This is a genomic window from Mariprofundus ferrooxydans PV-1, assembly GCF_000153765.1.
Taxonomy (GTDB): Bacteria; Pseudomonadota; Zetaproteobacteria; order Mariprofundales; family Mariprofundaceae; genus Mariprofundus; species Mariprofundus ferrooxydans.
This window is the reverse complement of record NZ_DS022295.1, coordinates 1,097,532-1,116,256: the sequence shown is the minus strand read 5'-3', so window position 1 is coordinate 1,116,256 and position 18,725 is coordinate 1,097,532. Positions and strand designations below refer to the sequence as shown.

16 protein-coding genes are annotated in these 18,725 nt (G+C 54.6%); 5 read left to right on the top strand and 11 right to left on the bottom strand.

Features of this window, described 5'->3' with window-relative positions; translation table 11 throughout:
* The first annotated feature begins 121 nt into the window (after positions 1 to 121).
* The 5 genes from SPV1_RS12020 (at position 122) to pepN (ending at position 6,225) form a co-directional block, all read left to right on the top strand.
* On the top strand, positions 122 to 418 hold the full coding sequence (locus SPV1_RS12020) for a hypothetical protein (RefSeq protein ID WP_009851491.1): 297 nt from the start codon (positions 122 to 124) through the stop codon (positions 416 to 418).
* Complete coding sequence (locus tag SPV1_RS12015) at positions 415 to 1,290, top strand: NAD(+)/NADH kinase (RefSeq protein ID WP_009851490.1); 876 nt, start codon at positions 415 to 417, stop codon at positions 1,288 to 1,290. Before SPV1_RS12020 ends, SPV1_RS12015 begins: the two co-directional genes overlap by 4 nt.
* Before the next feature lie 11 nt (positions 1,291 to 1,301).
* The gene (locus SPV1_RS12010; protein WP_009851489.1) at positions 1,302 to 2,978 is read left to right on the top strand and encodes a DNA repair protein RecN; all 1,677 of its coding nucleotides are present in this window, start codon (positions 1,302 to 1,304) and stop codon (positions 2,976 to 2,978) included.
* Positions 2,979 to 3,034: 56 nt separating this feature from the next.
* Positions 3,035 to 3,556 (top strand): N-acetyltransferase, encoded by a 522-nt coding sequence (locus tag SPV1_RS12005; protein ID WP_009851488.1) that lies wholly within the window; start codon positions 3,035 to 3,037, stop codon positions 3,554 to 3,556.
* Positions 3,557 to 3,621: 65 nt separating this feature from the next.
* On the top strand, positions 3,622 to 6,225 hold the full coding sequence (gene pepN, locus SPV1_RS12000; RefSeq protein WP_009851487.1) for an aminopeptidase N: 2,604 nt from the start codon (positions 3,622 to 3,624) through the stop codon (positions 6,223 to 6,225).
* A gap of 12 nt (positions 6,226 to 6,237) precedes the next feature.
* Here pepN and SPV1_RS11995 read toward each other — a convergent pair whose 3' ends face one another.
* The 11 genes from SPV1_RS11995 to gap form a co-directional block, all read right to left on the bottom strand.
* Positions 6,238 to 6,429, bottom strand: coding sequence for a hypothetical protein (locus tag SPV1_RS11995; RefSeq protein WP_040881869.1), 192 nt, complete (start codon positions 6,427 to 6,429; stop codon positions 6,238 to 6,240).
* A gap of 237 nt (positions 6,430 to 6,666) precedes the next feature.
* On the bottom strand, positions 6,667 to 7,107 hold the full coding sequence (gene arfB, locus SPV1_RS11990) for an alternative ribosome rescue aminoacyl-tRNA hydrolase ArfB (RefSeq protein WP_009851485.1): 441 nt from the start codon (positions 7,105 to 7,107) through the stop codon (positions 6,667 to 6,669).
* Entirely contained in the window at positions 7,082 to 8,593 is a 1,512-nt protein-coding gene (locus SPV1_RS11985; protein ID WP_009851484.1) for a bifunctional aminoglycoside phosphotransferase/ATP-binding protein, read from the bottom strand. Before SPV1_RS11985 ends, arfB begins: the two co-directional genes overlap by 26 nt.
* A 70-nt stretch (positions 8,594 to 8,663) precedes the next feature.
* On the bottom strand, positions 8,664 to 9,113 hold the full coding sequence (locus SPV1_RS11980; protein WP_018294917.1) for a CBS domain-containing protein: 450 nt from the start codon (positions 9,111 to 9,113) through the stop codon (positions 8,664 to 8,666).
* A gap of 142 nt (positions 9,114 to 9,255) precedes the next feature.
* The gene (locus SPV1_RS11975) at positions 9,256 to 9,543 is read right to left on the bottom strand and encodes an EscU/YscU/HrcU family type III secretion system export apparatus switch protein (protein ID WP_009851482.1); all 288 of its coding nucleotides are present in this window, start codon (positions 9,541 to 9,543) and stop codon (positions 9,256 to 9,258) included.
* Positions 9,540 to 11,231 carry a flagellar hook-length control protein FliK gene (gene fliK, locus SPV1_RS11970; protein WP_009851481.1) on the bottom strand — a complete coding sequence of 564 codons (1,692 nt, stop codon included), beginning with the start codon at positions 11,229 to 11,231 and terminating at the stop codon, positions 9,540 to 9,542. The genes SPV1_RS11975 and fliK overlap by 4 nt, the downstream gene beginning before the upstream one ends.
* A 93-nt stretch (positions 11,232 to 11,324) precedes the next feature.
* Positions 11,325 to 13,607, bottom strand: coding sequence for a hybrid sensor histidine kinase/response regulator (locus SPV1_RS11965; RefSeq protein WP_009851480.1), 2,283 nt, complete (start codon positions 13,605 to 13,607; stop codon positions 11,325 to 11,327).
* A gap of 161 nt (positions 13,608 to 13,768) precedes the next feature.
* Complete coding sequence (fba, locus tag SPV1_RS11960; RefSeq protein ID WP_009851479.1) at positions 13,769 to 14,806, bottom strand: class II fructose-bisphosphate aldolase; 1,038 nt, start codon at positions 14,804 to 14,806, stop codon at positions 13,769 to 13,771.
* A 75-nt stretch (positions 14,807 to 14,881) separates the two neighbouring features.
* Complete coding sequence (gene pyk, locus SPV1_RS11955; protein ID WP_040881979.1) at positions 14,882 to 16,333, bottom strand: pyruvate kinase; 1,452 nt, start codon at positions 16,331 to 16,333, stop codon at positions 14,882 to 14,884.
* Positions 16,334 to 16,342: 9 nt separating this feature from the next.
* Positions 16,343 to 17,521 carry a phosphoglycerate kinase gene (locus tag SPV1_RS11950; RefSeq protein WP_009851477.1) on the bottom strand — a complete coding sequence of 393 codons (1,179 nt, stop codon included), beginning with the start codon at positions 17,519 to 17,521 and terminating at the stop codon, positions 16,343 to 16,345.
* Between the two features lie 185 nt (positions 17,522 to 17,706).
* Positions 17,707 to 18,711, bottom strand: coding sequence for a type I glyceraldehyde-3-phosphate dehydrogenase (gene gap, locus SPV1_RS11945; RefSeq protein ID WP_009851476.1), 1,005 nt, complete (start codon positions 18,709 to 18,711; stop codon positions 17,707 to 17,709).
* Between the last annotated feature and the right edge of the window lie 14 nt (positions 18,712 to 18,725).

Genomic DNA, 18,725 nt, shown 5'->3' with positions numbered 1-18,725 from the left:
GGCTGGAGGGACAGTGATAGGACGTCGGTCGGGTTGAGTGGGTATCGCTGATGGCATCGGCATGGAAATTCATTCATCATTGCCGCATATGCAGAGATAACTCCGAAATTGAGGTGATATAATGAGTAACGGACAGAAGCAATCATGGCGGCCGGGTAAGCGCGATGCCGTTTTCTTGGCGATTGTTGCGACGGTTGTCCTGGTGCTGGTGCTCGGTACCAGCGAGCGCACGACCAAGGATGTGCCTAATGATGAAACTCACCTTGCTGTTGCCCACCTGAAAAAAGGTCAAACGCAGCGGTGTATGGAGTGTCACGGCGTTAAAGGCATGCGCCCGCAACCGAAGGGTCACATCAAGGGCGGCCAGTGTTTTCAGTGTCATGTCCAGCCGAAAGACTGGAAGGATGCGTCCAGATGAATCGCATTGGTATCACCGTCAAGCCTAATGACGAGCGTGCCTGTAAACTGATGTGCGAACTGCATCGCTGGCTGATTGAAAGGCAGTGTACTGTATATATTGATGAACACCTGCATCAGTGTACTCATTGCAATATAGCCAGTGAACGCTTGCCGATTGGCGAGATGGCTGACAAGGTGGAGTTGATGATTGTGCTCGGCGGTGACGGTACGCTATTGCATGCCGCCCGCCACTTTATGAATTCAGATACGCCGATTCTCGGTATCAATCTGGGACGTCTCGGTTTTCTGACCGATACGCCGGTAGGCAGTATGTTTGACGTGGTTGATGATATTCTGGCAGGCAACCTGAAGACAAAACGCCACTTCTCCCTGCATGCAGAAGTCTGGCGCGGCGATGAGAAGCGCGCTGAAGGGATCGCCATGAATGATGTAGTGCTCGAGCGCAGCGCGCATCCTCGACTGATCTGCTTCGAGATGGCTGTGCGTGAGCAGTTTGTATTCCGCATGCGGGCCGACGGTTTGATTCTGGCTACCCCTGCCGGCTCCACCGCCTATGCACTCTCTGCCGGCGGCCCGATTGTGCATCCGGAAATTCAGGCGATCAGCGTGGTACCTGTCTGCCCGCATACCTTGTCTAACAGGCCGATTATCGTGCCGGCAGATGATGTGATCCAGCTGCGTCTGGTCGAGTCACAGGTAGAAGCCGCAGTGAATCTGGACGGTATCGAATTGCTCAAGGTAGAGGAAGGGGACCGGGTTGTCGTGCGCAAGGGAGAGAGTATCTCTCTGGTCTATCTGCCTCATCGTCACTATTTTGAAGTGCTCAGAAGCAAGCTGAACTGGGCCGGTCAACCTGAAGATCGTGAGTAGGTCGTAAATCCATGCTTGTATCGCTGATTATCAAACAATTTGCTTTGATTGAACATGTGCAGCTGCAGCTGGACGCCGGCATGACGGTGTTTACCGGTGAAACAGGTGCCGGCAAATCGATGCTGGTGGATGCACTCGGTGCCGTATTCGGCACCCGTGCCAGCGCGGACTGGGTGCGCCATGGTGCGGAACGGGCCGAAGTGATGGCTGTGTGGCAGGGCGGTGAAAAGCAGATCGCAGCGCTGCTGGCCGAGCAGGATATTGATGTTGAGGATGAACTGATTTTACGTCGTATCATCAACAGCGATGGTCGTTCGCGCGCGTATATCAATGGTGTGCCGGTGCCATCCAGGGTATTGCAGCAGCTCGGTCGCGTGTGCCTGGATCTGCATGGACAGCATGAGCATCAGGCGCTGTTACAGCCGGATTTCCAGCGACGGCTGCTTGATATTCGAGTGACCGGCCCGCTGCTGAGCAATGTGAAGACCGCCTTTGCGGATTGGCAGCAGGCGCGCAGAGCCCTGCAACAGTTGCAGCAGCAGCGTGGTGATACCGAGCAGCAGGTCGACTGGATGCGTGAGGAGTTGGCACGGCTGCAGGCGCTGGAAATCGAGCCGGGTCTGACGGATCAATTGCAGGCGGAGGTGGAAGCAGGGCGTCATCATGCGCAGATTCATGCTGCGGCGGGATTGTCGATGGCGCTGCTGGATGAGGCGGAGCCGAATGCGCGTGAGCTGATCGCGCGCGCCGCTCATGAGTTGGCCGGCGTTCAGGATTACCATGCCGGTTTGAAGGGCGGTCTTGATCTGCTGGAGCAGGTGGATGCTCTGCTGGGCGAAGTGGTGCCGGAGCTCGCGGCTGCACTGGACTCCTCTTTCGATGAGCGTGAGTTGCAGGCTACAGAAGAGCGTTTGATGCGCCTGCAGGAGGCCATGCGCCGGCATGATTGCGATGAGTCCGGTCTGCAGGCTTTGATGGATGAGTGGCAACAGAGATTGTCCGCACTGGATACGGCAGGCTGGGATGAGGACGCGGCACAGAGTGCGCTGGATGATGCTGCCGAAAAATACAGAGTGCATGCGGCTGCACTGACCGAGGCGCGCAGACAGGCGGGTGAATCACTCTGCACAGCGCTACGGCCTCTGCTTGATCGTCTGGCGCTGGCAGGTATGCAGGTGCGTTTTTGTCTGACAGATGAGAGCCGTACAGGGGCGGCTGCCGAAGCCTTCTCCGCTACGGGTATGGATCAGGTACGCATGCAGGTGATGAGTAATCCCGGCGAACCGTGGCGCGATCTCTCTGCGGTTGCATCCGGTGGCGAGCTCTCTCGCATGGTGCTGGCCCTGAAGGGGTGCGGTGCGATGGAAGGGGCTCCGGGGCTGGCTGTCTTTGATGAGGTGGATACCGGTATCGGCGGAGAAACGGCATGGTGTGTGGGCGAGCTGCTGGCATCAATGGGTCGCGAGCGACAGGTGCTGGTGATCTCACATCTGCCGCAGGTGGCCGCCTGTGCGGATCGGCAGGTGGTGATCAGCAAGAACGAGCAGGACGGGCGTACGCTCAGCTCGTTGCAGCAACTGGATGCTCCGGCGCGCAAACTGGAGATCGCCCGTATGCTTGGTGATGCGCAAGGGCTGGAACATGCCGAGAGCATGCTCAATCGAGGTCAGGCACTTGCCGCAGCGTGAGACCCGGCGACACTGCACTGGGTTGTGAAGATTTTTGAGCAGTTGAGGAGCAGAGGATGAGTCACCGGATAAGCGTTCGCAACGCCGGCGTCGATGATGTTGAGGCGATTTATACACTGCTTCAGCCGTTCGTCGTCAAAAACATCATTCTTGCGCGTGATCGCGATAATATTTTTCAGCATCTGCAGGAATTTCTCGTTGCCGATTATGATGGTGAGCTGTGCGGTGTGGTCGCCGTGCATATCTATGGGGAAAATCTGGCTGAAGTCCGTTCACTGGTAGTCTCTCCGGCACATCAGAAACACGGCATCGGTCGTCTGCTGGTGGAGGGTTGCGAACAGTGGCTGGCAGCACTCGGTGTGGCACGTGTATTTGCTCTGACCTATGTGACAGGCTTTTTCGAGCGTATGGGCTATGCCGTGGTATCCAGAGAGAGCCTGCCACACAAGGTCTGGACGGTATGCGTGCACTGCACACGCTTTGCCGATTGCGATGAAGTGGCCGTAGAAAAACGTTTGAGCGATGCGCCGATCAAACCGATGCGCATATTGCCCATCATCGAAATCAACGAGGCCTGACCGGCCTGAGCCGGGAGTGAGCTTGTCTCCGCCTCTTTTTACTATCTGATCATCAAGGAGCTTCAATGCAACAGACTGTCTATCTGAAAGATTATCAGCTGCCGGCGTATCTGGTGGATACCGTGTATCTGGATTTCTCACTGCAGCCCTCGGCAACCGGGGTGGTATCCAGTGTACGCTACAGGCGCAATCCGGCGGCAGCGGCAGGTGAGAGTTTATGGCTGGACGGGCAGGATATGGAGCTGCTCAGCGTGGCGCTGGACGGGCAAGAGCTGACTACGGATGACTACAGTGTGAGTGAGAGCGGCATGCGCATTGAAAACGTGCCGGAGTGCTTTGAATTAACCATTGCAACGCGTATCAATCCCGAGGCCAACAAATCGCTGGAAGGGTTGTATCGTTCCGGAGGCAACTACTGCACCCAGTGCGAAGCCGAAGGCTTTCGAAAAATCACCTATTACCCCGACCGACCGGATGTGATGGCACCCTTCACCGTACGCATGACGGCAGATAAGGCTGAAAATCCGGTGCTGCTCTCCAATGGTAATCCGGTGGCACAGGGTGAGCTGGATGGCGGCCGCCACTGGGCCGAGTGGCGGGACCCGTTTGCCAAGCCGGGTTACCTGTTTGCGCTGGTGGCAGGGGATTTGCAATGTGTGGAGGATCAGTTCCACACATCAGACGGACGCGATATTACGCTGCGCATCTATACAGAAGCGCACCATATCGATCATTGTGCGCACGCGATGGCCTCGTTGAAACGCGCCATGCGCTGGGATGAGCAGCGTTTTGGCCTCTGCTATGATCTGGATCTGTTCATGGTTGTCGCTGTCGATGATTTCAACATGGGTGCAATGGAGAACAAAGGGCTGAATATTTTTAATTCGCGACTGGTTTTCGCCAGCCCCGAAACGGCCACCGATGATGACTATATCGCCATTGAAGCGGTGATTGGTCACGAATATTTCCATAACTGGACGGGTAACCGGGTGACCTGCCGCGACTGGTTCCAGCTCAGCCTGAAAGAGGGGCTGACTGTGTTCCGCGATCAGGAGTTTACCGCCGACCTGCACTCAAGGGCGGTCAAGCGCATTGAGGATGTGCGTCTGCTGCGCAGCCATCAGTTTGCCGAGGATGCAGGTCCCATGGCCCATCCGATACGCCCGGCCTCCTATATGGAGATTAATAACTTTTATACGGTTACCGTCTATGAGAAGGGGGCGGAGGTGGTGCGCCTGTATCATACACTGCTGGGAAGCGACGGTTTCCGGCGTGGCATGGACCTCTATTTTCGCCGTCACGACGGGCAGGCGGTCAGCACCGAGGATTTCCTCGCTGCGATGCGTGATGCTAATGATATCGACCTGGCACAGATGCAGCGCTGGTATGATCAGGCCGGTACGCCGAAGCTTGTCGTGCGCATGGCGTATGATGAGCAGGATGCAACCTGCACGCTGCATGTAAGCCAGAGTTGTCCTGCGACACCCGAATCGAGCGAGAAGCAACCGTTCCTGATTCCGCTGACGCTGGGGCTGTTGTTGCCGGATGGGAAAGCCGTGCCGCTGCAGTTGGCCGGTGAAGAGGTAGCCTCAGGCAGTAGCCGCACGCTGTTAGTACGTGAAGCAGAGCAGGAGTTTGTATTTACAGGGGTGCGTGAGCAGCCGTTGCCATCGCTGTTGCGCGGTTTTTCCGCGCCGGTGGAGCTTGATTATCCCTACACGGCTACCGATGACGCATTCCTGATGCGCCATGATGAGGACTCCTTCAATCGTTGGGCGGCGGCACAGCGCCTGGCCATGCGTACCATGCAGGCGTTGTTGGCCGGAGATACATCATCGGAGGTGGTATTGATTGATGCGCTGCATCATGTGCTGACCGATGCAGGGCTGGGTGCAGCACTGAAGGCCGAAGCCCTGCTGTTGCCGTCGGAGGCCGATATTGCCGAAGCCTGTAGCGCAGCCGATCCGGGACTGATCCATCAGCTGCGTGAGCAGCTGCGCGTCAATATTGCAGCGGCACTGCGTAGCGAGATGGAAGCGCTCTACCGACAACTCTCCACTGTTACAGGTTTCTCTGATGAGGCCATGCAGGCGCGCAAGCTAAAGAATGTCTGCCTCTCTTATCTGGTCCGGCTGGGCGACAAGGCGGCATGCGCGCTTGTCTATGCGCAGTTTGAACAGGCCGATAATATGACCGATCAGTATGCGGCGCTGGCGGCACTGGCTGATTGCGACTGCCCTGAGCGTGAGCTGGCGCTGGCTGCATTTGAGGCGCAGTGGCGGCATGAAGCTAATGTGATGGACAAGTGGTTTGGTGTGCAGGCTGCATCATCGCTGCCGGGCACATTGGAACATGTGCAGTCACTGATGGCGCACCCCTGTTTTGATGCGCGTAATCCGAACAAGGTGAGGGCGTTGATCGGTACGTTTGCCATGCGTAATCCGTCGGTATTCCATGCCGCTGACGGTAGCGGTTATGCATTTGTGGCCGAGCAGGTCTTGCTGCTGGATGCGTTTAATCCACAGGTGGCCTCGCGCATGGTGCGTGCACTGATGAACTGGAAACGGATCGAGCCAGCGCGCAGCGCACTGATGCGAGCACAACTGCAGCGTATCAACGATGCCGAGTTATCGCCCGATGTCAGGGAGATTGTCAGCAAGAGTTTATAAACTACCGCCTGCTCAGCTGTTAAAGGATTGCGGAAAGTCTGCGGCAAAGCGGGCGATCCACTCGGCAGCCGCCTCATCGCGACCGGGCATGCGACCGGTAGCAAAAAACTGCTGCAGGCGGTATTGCTCGATCAAATGCACCTGGGCTGCCATGCGATGGCTGAAAGTAACCTGCTCACTGGTCGGTTGTTCGTCCGCGTTCATATCAATCACCTCGCATACATGATGCCAGAATCGGTGAGGGCAACGTACGCTGTGAAATTCCCCCTGTGGGGCCAATTTGTACGCCTGTAAGAAAGCCGGAGACCGGGTTTGATGCTCCGGCAAGGGGAATGAATGGCAGAACTACCCGGCATATTTTACCCGATCTGATAACTGTATCCGGGAAGCGAGTTTATGTGTCGGGTCAGTGCGTTAAATTAGAAGTGGGGGCCGCTCTCCCTATTCGATCACTTTCTTTCTCAGTGATTTGATTTCGGCGCGTTTGTTTTTGCCTTCCAGGCGACGCTTGATCGAAGAGCGGGTTTTACGGGTCGGACGGCGTTTTTTTGCGACGGTGGTAGCGGCTTTAATCAGCTCCTGCAGGCGGGTGAGTGCATCGGCCCTGTTTTGCTCCTGACTGCGGAACTGCTGGGCCTTGATGATTATAATGCCTTCCTTGCTGATGCGCTGATCCTGCCGCGCCAGCAGGCGCTGCTTGTACGCATCCGGTAGCGATGATGCGTGAATATCAAAGCGCAGATGAATGGCACTGGCTACCTTGTTGACGTTCTGACCGCCGGCGCCCTGTGCGCGGATGGCGTTGATCTCGATCTCATCATCGGCGATAGAGACGGTGTTTGAAATCTCCAGCACGTTATCTCTGCCTGCCCGGCCAGGCATCGCTGGATGAGATATGCTCAATCCAGGGTTCGCTCGGGCGTTGATATGCGGCCAGCTGCAGATCCAGTACGGCCAGATCGGCATCGGAGAGATCGCTGCCGGCTTGCTGACGGCGGGCGACGCGTGAGCGCAGTACCTCTGTTTCGATCTCCAGCCAGTAGAAACAGAGCGGGGTCTCAGACGTATCGGCCAGCTTTTTGACCGCCAGACGCTGATCCGGATGCAGGAATGCCGCATCGAGTATAACCGGGCGGCCGGCGGCAAGTGCCGTAGAGGCGGCCGCCAGCACGGTGTCATAGGTGAGTTGGTTCATCTTGCTGCCGTAGAGCGCCAGCTCCGGATGAGTGTGGGCAAGACGCTTGCGTGTGGCGTCCGAGCGGATGATGACGGCATGCTCCACTCCGCAGCCCAGCAGGGCCAGATGGCTTTTACCCGAGCCGGACAGGCCGCCGATGGCAAACAGGCGCGGGGCGGGTACAGGGCAATAACCGGCAGCCAGTTCAAAGTAATGGCGGGCCTCATGCAGTGCAGCTGCATGCTTGTCCGAACCCTGCTCCAGTTCTTCCGCCAGCAGGCAGGCCACCTTGCCGCGCACGCCGGCCCGGTAGAAGAGGTAGAGGGGCAAGAGCGGCAGACCGTCGTAATCAGCGCTCTGCTCCAGATAGCGGGAGAGAAAGCGCATGCCCAGCTCACCGTGTCCATGTGCATCGCAGTCCATAACCAGAAATGCAATATCGTTCATGGTATCGATGGTGGCGAATTCATCGTTGAATTCGATGCAATCGAATACGCGGGGATGTCCGTCAATCAGTGTAATGTTTTTCAGATGCAGGTCACCATGGCAATGGCGTACATGCCCCGCAAGCTGCCGGGCGATCAGTAGCGGGGAGAGCTTGTATTGTGCGGCTGCTGCATATTCAGAAACAAGCGTCCACCTGCTTTGATCCATCACGGCAGGCATATGCGACGCGGCAATTTCAATATTGGCACGGATATGTTCATCCAGTAGATGTACATGATCGATATCTGCTGCATAGATGCTCTCTTGCTCGCGGTGAAAGCGGGCCATCTCTTCGGCCAGCGAATCCATCCAGCAGGCATCGAACCGGCCGGAGAGCAGTTTGTTTTCAAGCAGTGCCGATTGCTCGAAACGGGCCATTTTCAGACAGTAATCGATAATGGTGCCGGGAGGCGAAAGGGCGTATCTGTCACCATGCTGATAAACGGGTAACACATCCAGATAAATTTCCGGTGACAGCCTGCGATTGAGCAGCAGTTCCCGCTCACAATAGTGACGACGATCGGCCAGTGTGGAGAAGTCGAGAAAGCCGAAGTTGACCGGTTTTTTCAGTTTATAGGCATAGTCGCCGGCGAGGAATACCCACGATATATGGGTCTGGATCATATCGACAGTGGCAGAGGTATGAGGATACAGGTCCGGTGCGAAGAAGGCTTTTACATGCGGCGGAAGGAGTGAGCTGTTCATGGCGTTTTAGGCAAGGAGAGGCTCCGGCATGATGCCGGAGCCTGCTTGTAGTAAGTCATCCATGTCTGTTTTAACCCAGCTTGATAAACATACCCCTGTTGATATCACCGATACTGACCATGCCGATCAACTTGCCATCGTCAACGACAGGCATGCGGCGGAGGTTTTTCAGTCCCATGAAGGATGCAGCTTTCAATACCGGCATCTCTGAATCGACGCTCATCGGATTTGGTGTCATCACATCGCGCACTTTCATGCGCATGACGCGCTTGTAGTTCTCTTCCATATCTTCGAAATCGCGGGCGGTTTTTGCATCATGGATATATTCGCCGAAGTTGGGGTAAAGAGGCAACATCGTATCGCGGATGGTAATAACGCCCACCAGTTTGGTGCTGTCATTGTCGTCGACAACCGGCAGGGAACCGCAGCGGCGCATGACCATTTTTTGTGCAGCATCATGCAATGTATCGTCAGCTTTACAACTCAGACTGCCGTGTGACATTACTTCTGAAACTTTCATGATTCACTCCCTGAATAGCAAAATAGTGTAGTACCAGGCCGATCCATACCCTGAGCATAGCACGCGCCGTTTCTCTTTTGCATCTGTTTTTGTCGTCCGGCAGCCTTTGTTGCCACAGTGGATGCGGAATAAGGAGACAGGTTTACTTGTCGGCATCGAAAATGTCGGTGTATTGCTGATTGGTCCAGTAGATGAAGGCCAGAATCTCTGCAATAGCCGTGTGTACTTCCGGCGGAACGGAAGCTCCGATATCCAGTTGCGAGAATATCTGTACCAGATCCCTGTCCTCCCTGATCGGGATATTGTTTTCACGAGCCAGCCGAATGATTTCATCGGCCAGCTGACCGCTGCCCTTGGCTGTTATTTTTGGTGCTGCATCCAGATAGGGATCCCAGTTCAGGGCGATAGCCTGATGCTTGCGCTCGCTCATATCCGGATATCCAGCAGGGTGGATGATGCAGGTTTTGCCTGCTCCAGCTGTTCAAAACGCTCCTGGACCTGCTGCTCAGGCTGGGCCGGGGTGGCCAGCAGGTATACCTCTTTAAAGCCGAGATTCAGCAGCCGGCTTTCCAGTCGTTCAATGTGCGACTGCATCAGCGACCTTGCTTCATGGCTGGTATGATGAATGCGGGCATGCACGGACATCTCCGAGATGCTGGCATCCACGCGCAACTTGCCCAGTCCGCTCATCTCCAGTGCGATCAGTACCTTGCAGGGTGCCTGTTCACCCTGTCCACCACTGGTCTCATTCCCGGAGTGACTATGCTGTTCAAGCGATAGCTGAACATTAACCATCTGCTGATTGACGAGCATCGGCAGTTCAATGCGCGTGGCATCGGCATGTTGTGCATGGGTCAGCACATTCAGCGCCTGTGTGGATTCAATACGGGATGAAGCGCTGTGTCCCAACTCGCTGAGCAGCTGTGTCAAATGATGCATGTTGCTGATTTTCGCCTCGCCGGAAGCCATCGACAGCATAATGCTTTTGAGATCGTGCAGGGTAGCTGCGGGGCTGGCGCCTGAGTGTAGCAGGTTGCGTAACTTGTGCTCCAGCAGTTGGCCGGAGTGTTGTATCATGTTGGACAGGCGCTCACCATTTAAGGATGTATCGTGATCGACGGTCACACTGCTCAGCCAGTTCTGCAGCTGTGACAGAACCGGGATTGTGTGCAGCGATTCGGCGGGTAACGGGGCGAGCAGGTTGCGGATAGCGGTCAGGGTTTCGGTTAGCGGCATGTTACTGGCTGCCTGTTGACGTAACAGGGCGTGTGCCTTGCCGATGACATTCTGGTGGACTGACAAGACTTCCAGGGAGGTCGGCTTGTCACCCACCCTGATGATCAGCCCGTCACCGGCTGCAACAGATGGCGGGGCAGGAGTCTCAATGTGGTTGCCCTGCAGACTGAGTTGAGCACGGCCATTGCCCAATGTTTTTTCAACGATGGCGAGTGTGGTTGTACCCGGACGCGTGTTGGCCAGATTGAAGTTCTCGCTACTGGTTGCCGGCGTTAAGCGGGGAGCTTGATCGGGCAGTGAAACATGGGATTCCGATCGCACCTGCGGCCGGGACAGCAGTAATGCCGGCTTGCCGTCGACATGCTGCAATACCCCGTTGAGCATCTGTCCTGTCTTCACGTTTGCAGTCGTTGTGGTGATAAGGGGATGGTTATGTGCCGCTCCGCCTGCGATGCGCAGCTGCATTTGTCCTGCCCGAATCACTTCGACACGAGCTGAAACCCGATTGCCGGTTTGCAGCGCCTCAGGCAGAGGTGAGCGGATAGCCAGATGGGTACCTGCAGCTTTTCGACCGATGCCGGCCCGGAATAGTTGTGTAATGGTTTTTCCGCCGCTCTTGCTGTGCTGGGCAATAAAATCCACCTGTTTGCCAATCAGTGAGGCAGGCAATCCTTTGAGTGTAAATGTTTCGCCATTAAGGGTCACCTTGAATCCATTGTTCCTGGCTTTGCTGACCATCGCGGTGATGACTTCACCTGTTGGCAGATTGCCGGGCTGGCCGGTCAGAATACGTAGCGGAGCGGCTGCATTTCTGGAGGGGCCAGCCGTTGACCAGCCGGTAGCCTCGCTTCTGGCGATGCTGTCGACCCGCTGTTCAGGCATGGTGGTTTCGGCTTTTCTGTATGATTACACTCATCTGGAAATAGCCAGCAATTCTTTTGCCAGAATCAATATTTGCAGGCAATGAATAGAGGATCACTCCTGCGATTTTCCCAGATTTCCTGCGAGAGCCTGCTGAATAGAGTCACTGAGCATGGATATACGGAACGGTTTGTTGATCAGCTCGGTATTCTCGGCATAGACCTCCGGCTCCAGTGGCTGGGTACGATCATAGCCGGTCAGAAAAATGACAGGCATATCCGGTGAGAGTTTGCGGATACGGCGAGTGGCTTCAATGCCATTGATGCCGGGCATCAGGATATCCATGAATACCAGCCTGATTTCAGCCTGTCTCCGGGTGAATATTTCTACAGCCTGTTCGCCGTTTTTGGCCGGAACAGGTTGATAACCCATGCGCTCGAGAATAGAGCAGGTGGACTCCCGTACCATTTTATCGTCATCGACGACCAGAATGGTTTCGTTATGGCCGCGCAATATTGTGCTGTCCGAAGGCGATACGTCTGAGTGATTAATGATTGCAGGCAGGTAGATATGAAAGGTTGTGCCGATACCGGTGTGACTGTCAAAGTCAATGTCGCCACCAATCTGATGGATATAGCCATGTGCCATGGAGAGGCCCAGGCCGGTTCCCTCTCCGATTTCGCGGGTGGTGAAAAAGGGCTCGAATACCCGCCTTTTGATCTCGTCGGGAATGCCGTTGCCATTATCTTCAATAGTCAGGTGAAGCAGCTCTCTGGATGAGAGACCGGCGTGATGGCGCAGGAAATCATCATTCGCCACCATATATTCCAGCGCCACATCAATACGCGGTGCGATGGCGTGCCTGGTGGCCAGACGTGCATTGTCGATTAACTGAAACAGGACCTCCTGCAATTTTTGCATATCGGCCAGAATAAGCGGCCGCTCTGATCTCTGACGTTTCCTGATGGCATCCAGATGCAGTTCAAAACGGAGTGTTTCAGGCAAGGCGGGCAATACGCTTATGCGGAAGCTTTCCAGAAATTCGATCAAATCAATGGATGATGGGTGTGTGCTGCACTGCCTGGAGAAAGCGAGCATGCGCTCAATCATGGTTGCTGAGCGATTAATCAACTGCTCAATGCGGTTGATCCGGACCAGAGCTTGCTCATCGGTGACAGCCTGCCTGATCAGAAACAGGTTACCGTTCATGCCTGCCAGCGCATTGTTGAATTCATGTGCTATACCGCCGACCAGCGTGGATGTGGCCTGCAGGCGATGCTGTTCCTCAAGCGCTTCAGCCTGTTGTTGTTGACTGTTTTTGCGTTTGCTGATGTCATTGATAATGCCGTAGATGACACTCGGCTGATCCTGTTTATCGTAACAGATTGTGATGTTTTCACCGAACCAGCGTGTGTCTCCGTCGCTGGTGACCTGATAGGCAAAATCGAGTCGTGTACGTTTTTTCGCAATACCTTGTTGCAGCAGCCTGTGATTAACCGCAATCTGTTCCTGGTTGCCGGTCCACGCCCATAGTGGATGACCCATTAATTCCGACGATGGAACTCTAAGGATATCGACAGTTCTGTCAGATGCGCCCGTATAGGTTTTGCCATCATTCGAGCACCAGAAACAGCTGGGCATGGTAGCCACCATCGTTGTGATTTGAGCGCGCATATCTGTATGGGCATGCTTTAAATGATCAAAAATATCAAGAATTTCCGAGGCTTCATCGGGGAGTGTCTGCTCCAGGGCCATGATAGCCTGTTGATCCATCTGTCCATCGTTGATGGCATGACGCAATTTTTCAACGGGTATGACAAGGCTGCGTCTGAGCGAGATATGCAGTGCCTTGATGGATATCAGGACCAGAGCAAGTAGTAGCAGGGCGGTCCATGTCGTAGCCGAGAAGAGGGCGATTTCAATCGGTCGATCATCCATGATCAGAGCGAGTGTGGCATGATGGCCCGGAATTTTCCGCTTGAACAGATGCAAATGCCCATGGTTTTTCACCTGTTTCTGCAGGCTCTCCATGTTGACCGGTTGGGTCAGGACCAGGGCAGGAATGCTGTTTTTATTCATAGAGAGGTGCAGCAGTTCACCGCTGGCATCAACCATCAGAATGGCTGAAATGATATCACCCTGAGCGAGCGTATCGCCTTCCTGCTGGATGGTGCGATTATCCTGCTGGTCCAGATGTTTGGCGAATTCTCTGGTTTGATAGCTGAGCCGGTGATCGGCCACCAGCCCCAGCATATAGTGCTCGATCTGGTGAAATGAAAACAGAAACCCGACAACCAGCAGGGCAAAGAAGGCCGTACTCCAAATCAGTAGGGTATTTGTCAGATCCCGTTTCAATGTATGGTGCAGTTGATGCATAGGCCCCCACTGCTGATCCATCAGTCAAGGTTTAGAGTATAGAAGGGGAGTTTATAAAAATAAAGGCGGATAACCGATGCGCCGATTGTGGTTTTTCAGATATTTCCTCGCAAAGCTATGCGAAATAAAAAAGGCGGACTCTCACGAGCCCGCCTTTTTTGTTGTGACGTGATACTACTTAATTAGCTGTAGTAGCTGATCATGCTCTCCAGAGAGCGTGGCTTGATCTTGGAAGCATTGCCGGCAGAACCGAATGCTTCGAAGCGAGCCTTGCAGATACCCTGCATGGCTGCGGTGGAAGCCTTGAGGAACTTGCGCGGGTCGAAGTTCGATGGATTTTCAACCAGGAACTTGCGAACTGCACCGGTAGAGGCCATGCGCAGGTCGGTATCGATGTTTACCTTGCGTACGCCGGACTTGATGCCTTCAACGATCTCTTCAACAGGTACGCCGTAGGTTTCGCCCATGTCGCCGCCGTACTCATTGATGATAGCCAGCCAGTCCTGAGGTACGGATGAAGAACCGTGCATGACCAGATGGGTGTTTGGCAGTTTGGCATGGATCTCACGAATGCGATCAATACGCAGTACTGCGCCTGTCGGTGGCTTGGTGAATTTGTAAGCGCCGTGAGAGGTGCCGATGGCAATCGCCAGTGCGTCACAGCCGGTTTTCTCTACAAAGTCAGCGGCTTCGTCCACGCCGGTCAGCAGCATGTCCATATCCAGCTTGCCTTCCGCACCGTGGCCGTCTTCCTCGCCCATCATGCCGGTTTCCAGAGAACCCAGGCAGCCCAGCTCGCCTTCAACGGATACGCCGCCGGCGTGAGCCATCTCCACCACTTTTTTGGTAACTTCAACATTGTACTCGTAAGTAGCAGGTGTCTTGGCATCAGCCATCAGCGAGCCGTCCATCATGACGGAAGAAAAACCGGACTGGATAGAGCGCAGGCATACTGCAGGCTCTGAACCGTGATCCTGATGCATTACCACAGGGATATGCGGATACTGCTCAACCGCAGCTGCGATCAGGTGGCGCAGGAATGCCTCACCGGCATAACCGCGAGCACCGGCAGAACCCTGCATGATGACCGGAGAATCGGTTTCATCAGCAGCCTGCATGATTGCATGCACCTGCTCCATATTGTTTACATTGAATGCTGGCATGCCGTAGCTGTTTTCAGCTGCATGATCCAGTAGTTGTCGCAATGAAATGAGTGCCATTTCCTTCCTCCTTGAGATTTTAAAGGACTTTCGTCCGATAGTTGGCTCTTTCGAGCCTGAGTTTTCAACCTCAAATTAACTGAGGTTATCCCCGATACGAATGATCTTTAACGCATTGGTGCCGCCCGAATGGCCCATCGGCGTACCGAAGGTCATGATGATCAGGTCCTCTTCGTTCACAATACCCTTTTCGAGCATCATCTGTTTTACGTCAATGGTAGCCTGCGGTGCTTCAGTTGGTCCGTAATCCACCGGCATGCACAACGGGGTGACATTGCGGAACAGCGTTACCCGACCCAGTGTTGACTGCTTTGGTGTCAGTGCATAGATCGGCACATCACCCAGGTGACGGGACATATAGAGCACTGTGTTACCGGTGTCGGTGAATGCGGCAATCGCACGGATCGGCATGGAGTGAGCTGTTTCCATCGCCTGACGGGCAATGCATTCATCAACCGAGTGAGGAGGGAAACGCGGATCGCGGGTTGCCGATGAAGGCAGTACGCGCTGCTTTTCCGTCTCGATACAGGTGCGATGCATCGCTTCCACTGCTTCCACCGGGTATTTGCCGGCTGCAGATTCGCCGGAAAGCATGACAGCATCAGTGCCGTCGAGAACGGCATTGGCTACGTCATTTACTTCAGCACGCGTCGGGATGGGGTTGCTGCACATTGACTCCATCATCTGCGTAGCCACGATCACCGGACAGTTGTACTTGGGCGCCATACGCAGCATCTTTTTCTGAATAGGCGGTACAGCGGCATCGCCGACTTCCACACCGAGATCGCCACGGGCAACCATGACTGCATCGGATGATTCCATAATAGATTTCAGATTTTCATCTTCAACCGCTTCAGCACGTTCAACCTTGGCCACCAGACCGGCATGGCCACCTGCAGCGCGAACCAGCGAGCGGGCATAGTCCATATCCGCACCATGGCGAGGGAAGGAGATGGCGATATAATCGACGCCGATAGAGCAGGCGGTAATGATGTCTTCCTTATCCTTCTCGGTCAGGGCTGCGGCAGAGAGTCCGCCGCCTGCTTTGTTGATACCCTTGTTATTGGAGAGTTCACCACCGAGAATTACCGTGCAGTGAATTTCCTGTCCAACGACACTATCCGCATCCATGACAATCAAACCGTCATTGAGCAGTAGCCGGTCGCCCGGTTTAACATCATCAATCAATTCCTTATAGGTGATACCGACGCGCTCGTCGTTGCCGGCATCCAGATCCATTTCTGCATCAATAATGAACTTCTGACCGGGAACCAGTTCGGTTTTGCCGGTGATGAATTTGCCAACGCGGATTTTCGGGCCCTGCATGTCAGCCAGAATACCTACAACGACGCCGTTATTTTTGGCTGCAGCGCGCACACTTTCTGCCCGCTGACGGTGCTCTTCCGGTGTACCGTGGGAAAAGTTCAGGCGTACGACATTGACGCCTGCTTTGATTAATCGATCCAGTACCGCAGGAGATTCCGAGGCCGGACCCAGTGTTGCTACAATTTTGGTTCTACGAATAATTTTACTCACTTAAGCTGCTCGCTCCTCTAACATGGTTACAGCTGGCAGCTTCTTGCCTTCCAGGAACTCGAGGAAAGCGCCGCCGCCGGTTGAAATATAGGAAACTTTGTCTGCAATGCCGTATTTATCCACTGCAGCCAGAGTGTCGCCGCCGCCCGCAATGGAAAATGCGGATGATTCGGCAATGGCCAGGGAAATAGCCTTGGTGCCTTCGCCAAACTGGTCGAATTCAAATACGCCGACCGGGCCGTTCCAGACTATGGTACCTGCATTCATGATGATCTCGGCCAGTGCTGCTGCGGAATCCGGACCGATATCGAAAATCATGTCATCATCAAGCACTTCAGTAGCACCTTTCAGTGTTGCTTCAGCATCAGGTGCGAATTTCTTGGCGCAGACCACATCGGTAGGTACAGGAATGCTGCCGCCACGCGCTTCGGCATCGGCAGTCAGCTTTTTGCATGTATCCACCAGATCGGCTTCGTACAGAGACTTACCGACAGGATTGCCTGCTGCGGCAATAAAGGTGTTGGCGATACCGCCGCCGACAACCAGCTGATCCACGATGGTAGAGAGTGACTCCAGTACGGTCAGCTTGGTAGAGACCTTGGAACCACCGACGATGGCAACCATAGGACGGGCCGGATTGTGCAGTGCCTTGCCGAGTGCTTCGAGCTCACCGGCCAGCAGCGGGCCTGCACATGCAACCGGTGCGTAAACGCCGGCGCCATGGGTGGAAGCCTGTGCACGATGCGCAGTGCCGAATGCGTCCATTACGTAGATGTCGCAGAGTGCGGCATACTTTTTCGACAGCGACTCGTCGTTCTTGCCTTCGCCGGCATTAAAACGGACGTTTTCAAGCAGTACGACTTCACCGTCGGCAACATCAAAGCCGCCATCCAGATAGTCGCGAATCAGGCGTACCGGTTTACCCAGCAGGGAAGAGAGGTGATCTGCAACCGGTTTGAGAGAGTTCTCTTCGCTGAATTCACCCTCGGTTGGACGACCGACATGAGACATCAGCATTACCTTGGCTCCGGCATTCATCGCATGCTCAATCGTTGGCATGCTGGCGCGGATGCGCGCATCAGAGGTTACCTTTCCATCTTTAATCGGCACATTCAGGTCTTCGCGGATCAGTACGCGCTTGCCAGCCAGATCAAGGTCGGTCATTTTGATTACAGACATTCTCTTTCTCCTTTAGAAGTTAAATACATCTGGTGTTATGACAGTCTGCACCGGATCAGAGGCAACTGTGTGACATCAGACAAGGTCAACAACGTGTAAACGTTTGTCACTGCCGGCTTGCGTTCGTTGTTTATGCAAACGGGCAATGAAAAACGTGGGAGCTAAAAGCTCCCACGTTATGTTGCTTAGTTGGCTGCGACGTGACGCACGAAGCGCATCATGTTGCAGGTATAGCCGTACTCATTGTCATACCAGGCAACCAGTTTGACGAATGTGCCATCCAGTGCGATGCCGGCGCCGGCATCAAAGATGGATGAGTAGCTGCATCCGCGGAAGTCAGTGGAAACCACTTTATCATCGGTGTAGCCCAGTGTGTCGCCGATACCAGGCGTGCCTGAAGCTTCCTTTACCGCAGCGCAGATGTCTGCATAAGATGCGTCTTTATCCAGCTCAACAGTCAGGTCAACCACAGATACGTCGGAGGTCGGCACGCGGAATGCCATGCCGGTCAGTTTGCCATTGAGCTCAGGCAGTACAACGCCGACCGCTTTTGCAGCGCCGGTAGAGGAGGGGATGATGTTCTCCAGAATGCCGCGACCACCGCGCCAGTCTTTGTTGGACGGACCATCCACAGTCTTCTGTGTTGCAGTGGCAGCATGAACGGTTGTCATCAGGCCGCGCTTGATGCCGAACTTGTCATTGATGACCTTGGCAAGCGGTGCCAGGCAGTTGGTCGTGCATGACGCAGCGGAAACGATGGTCTGGCCGGCATAGGAGTCGTGGTTTACGCCGTAGACGAACATCGGGGTAGCATCCTTGGACGGAGCGGACTGAACAACCTTCTTTGCGCCGGCATCAATATGAGCCTGGCAGGAATCTTCAGTCAGGAAGAAGCCGGTGCATTCCAGCACGATATCGACATCCACTTCGTTCCATTTCAGGTCGGCAGGGTTGCGCTCAGCGGTCAGGCGGATGGATTTACCGTTGACTACCAGGTTGTTGCCGTCAACAGCAACATCACCGTTAAACAGGCCGTGTACGGAATCATGTTTGAGCATGTATGCCAGATAATCAGGCTCGAGCAGGTCGTTGATTGCCACGACTTCCATGTCGGTGAACTCTTTAGCTATTGCGCGAAATGCCATACGGCCAATGCGACCGAAACCATTAATACCAATTTTAATTGTCATATTTATTTAATCTC

Excerpts from the sequence above, each read along its gene's own strand:
- SPV1_RS12020 (WP_009851491.1), top strand. The coding sequence starts at position 122 with ATGAGTAACGGACAGAAGCAATCATGGCGGCCGGGTAAGCGCGATGCC.
- SPV1_RS12015 (WP_009851490.1), top strand. The coding sequence starts at position 415 with ATGAATCGCATTGGTATCACCGTCAAGCCTAATGACGAGCGTGCCTGT.
- SPV1_RS12010 (WP_009851489.1), top strand. The coding sequence starts at position 1,302 with ATGCTTGTATCGCTGATTATCAAACAATTTGCTTTGATTGAACATGTG.
- SPV1_RS12005 (WP_009851488.1), top strand. The coding sequence starts at position 3,035 with ATGAGTCACCGGATAAGCGTTCGCAACGCCGGCGTCGATGATGTTGAG.
- pepN (WP_009851487.1), top strand. The coding sequence starts at position 3,622 with ATGCAACAGACTGTCTATCTGAAAGATTATCAGCTGCCGGCGTATCTG.
- SPV1_RS11995 (WP_040881869.1), bottom strand. The coding sequence starts at position 6,429 with ATGAACGCGGACGAACAACCGACCAGTGAGCAGGTTACTTTCAGCCAT.
- arfB (WP_009851485.1), bottom strand. The coding sequence starts at position 7,107 with ATGCCTGGCCGGGCAGGCAGAGATAACGTGCTGGAGATTTCAAACACC.
- SPV1_RS11985 (WP_009851484.1), bottom strand. The coding sequence starts at position 8,593 with ATGAACAGCTCACTCCTTCCGCCGCATGTAAAAGCCTTCTTCGCACCG.
- SPV1_RS11980 (WP_018294917.1), bottom strand. The coding sequence starts at position 9,113 with ATGAAAGTTTCAGAAGTAATGTCACACGGCAGTCTGAGTTGTAAAGCT.
- SPV1_RS11975 (WP_009851482.1), bottom strand. The coding sequence starts at position 9,543 with ATGAGCGAGCGCAAGCATCAGGCTATCGCCCTGAACTGGGATCCCTAT.
- fliK (WP_009851481.1), bottom strand. The coding sequence starts at position 11,231 with ATGCCTGAACAGCGGGTCGACAGCATCGCCAGAAGCGAGGCTACCGGC.
- SPV1_RS11965 (WP_009851480.1), bottom strand. The coding sequence starts at position 13,607 with ATGGATCAGCAGTGGGGGCCTATGCATCAACTGCACCATACATTGAAA.
- fba (WP_009851479.1), bottom strand. The coding sequence starts at position 14,806 with ATGGCACTCATTTCATTGCGACAACTACTGGATCATGCAGCTGAAAAC.
- SPV1_RS11950 (WP_009851477.1), bottom strand. The coding sequence starts at position 17,521 with ATGTCTGTAATCAAAATGACCGACCTTGATCTGGCTGGCAAGCGCGTA.
- gap (WP_009851476.1), bottom strand. The coding sequence starts at position 18,711 with ATGACAATTAAAATTGGTATTAATGGTTTCGGTCGCATTGGCCGTATG.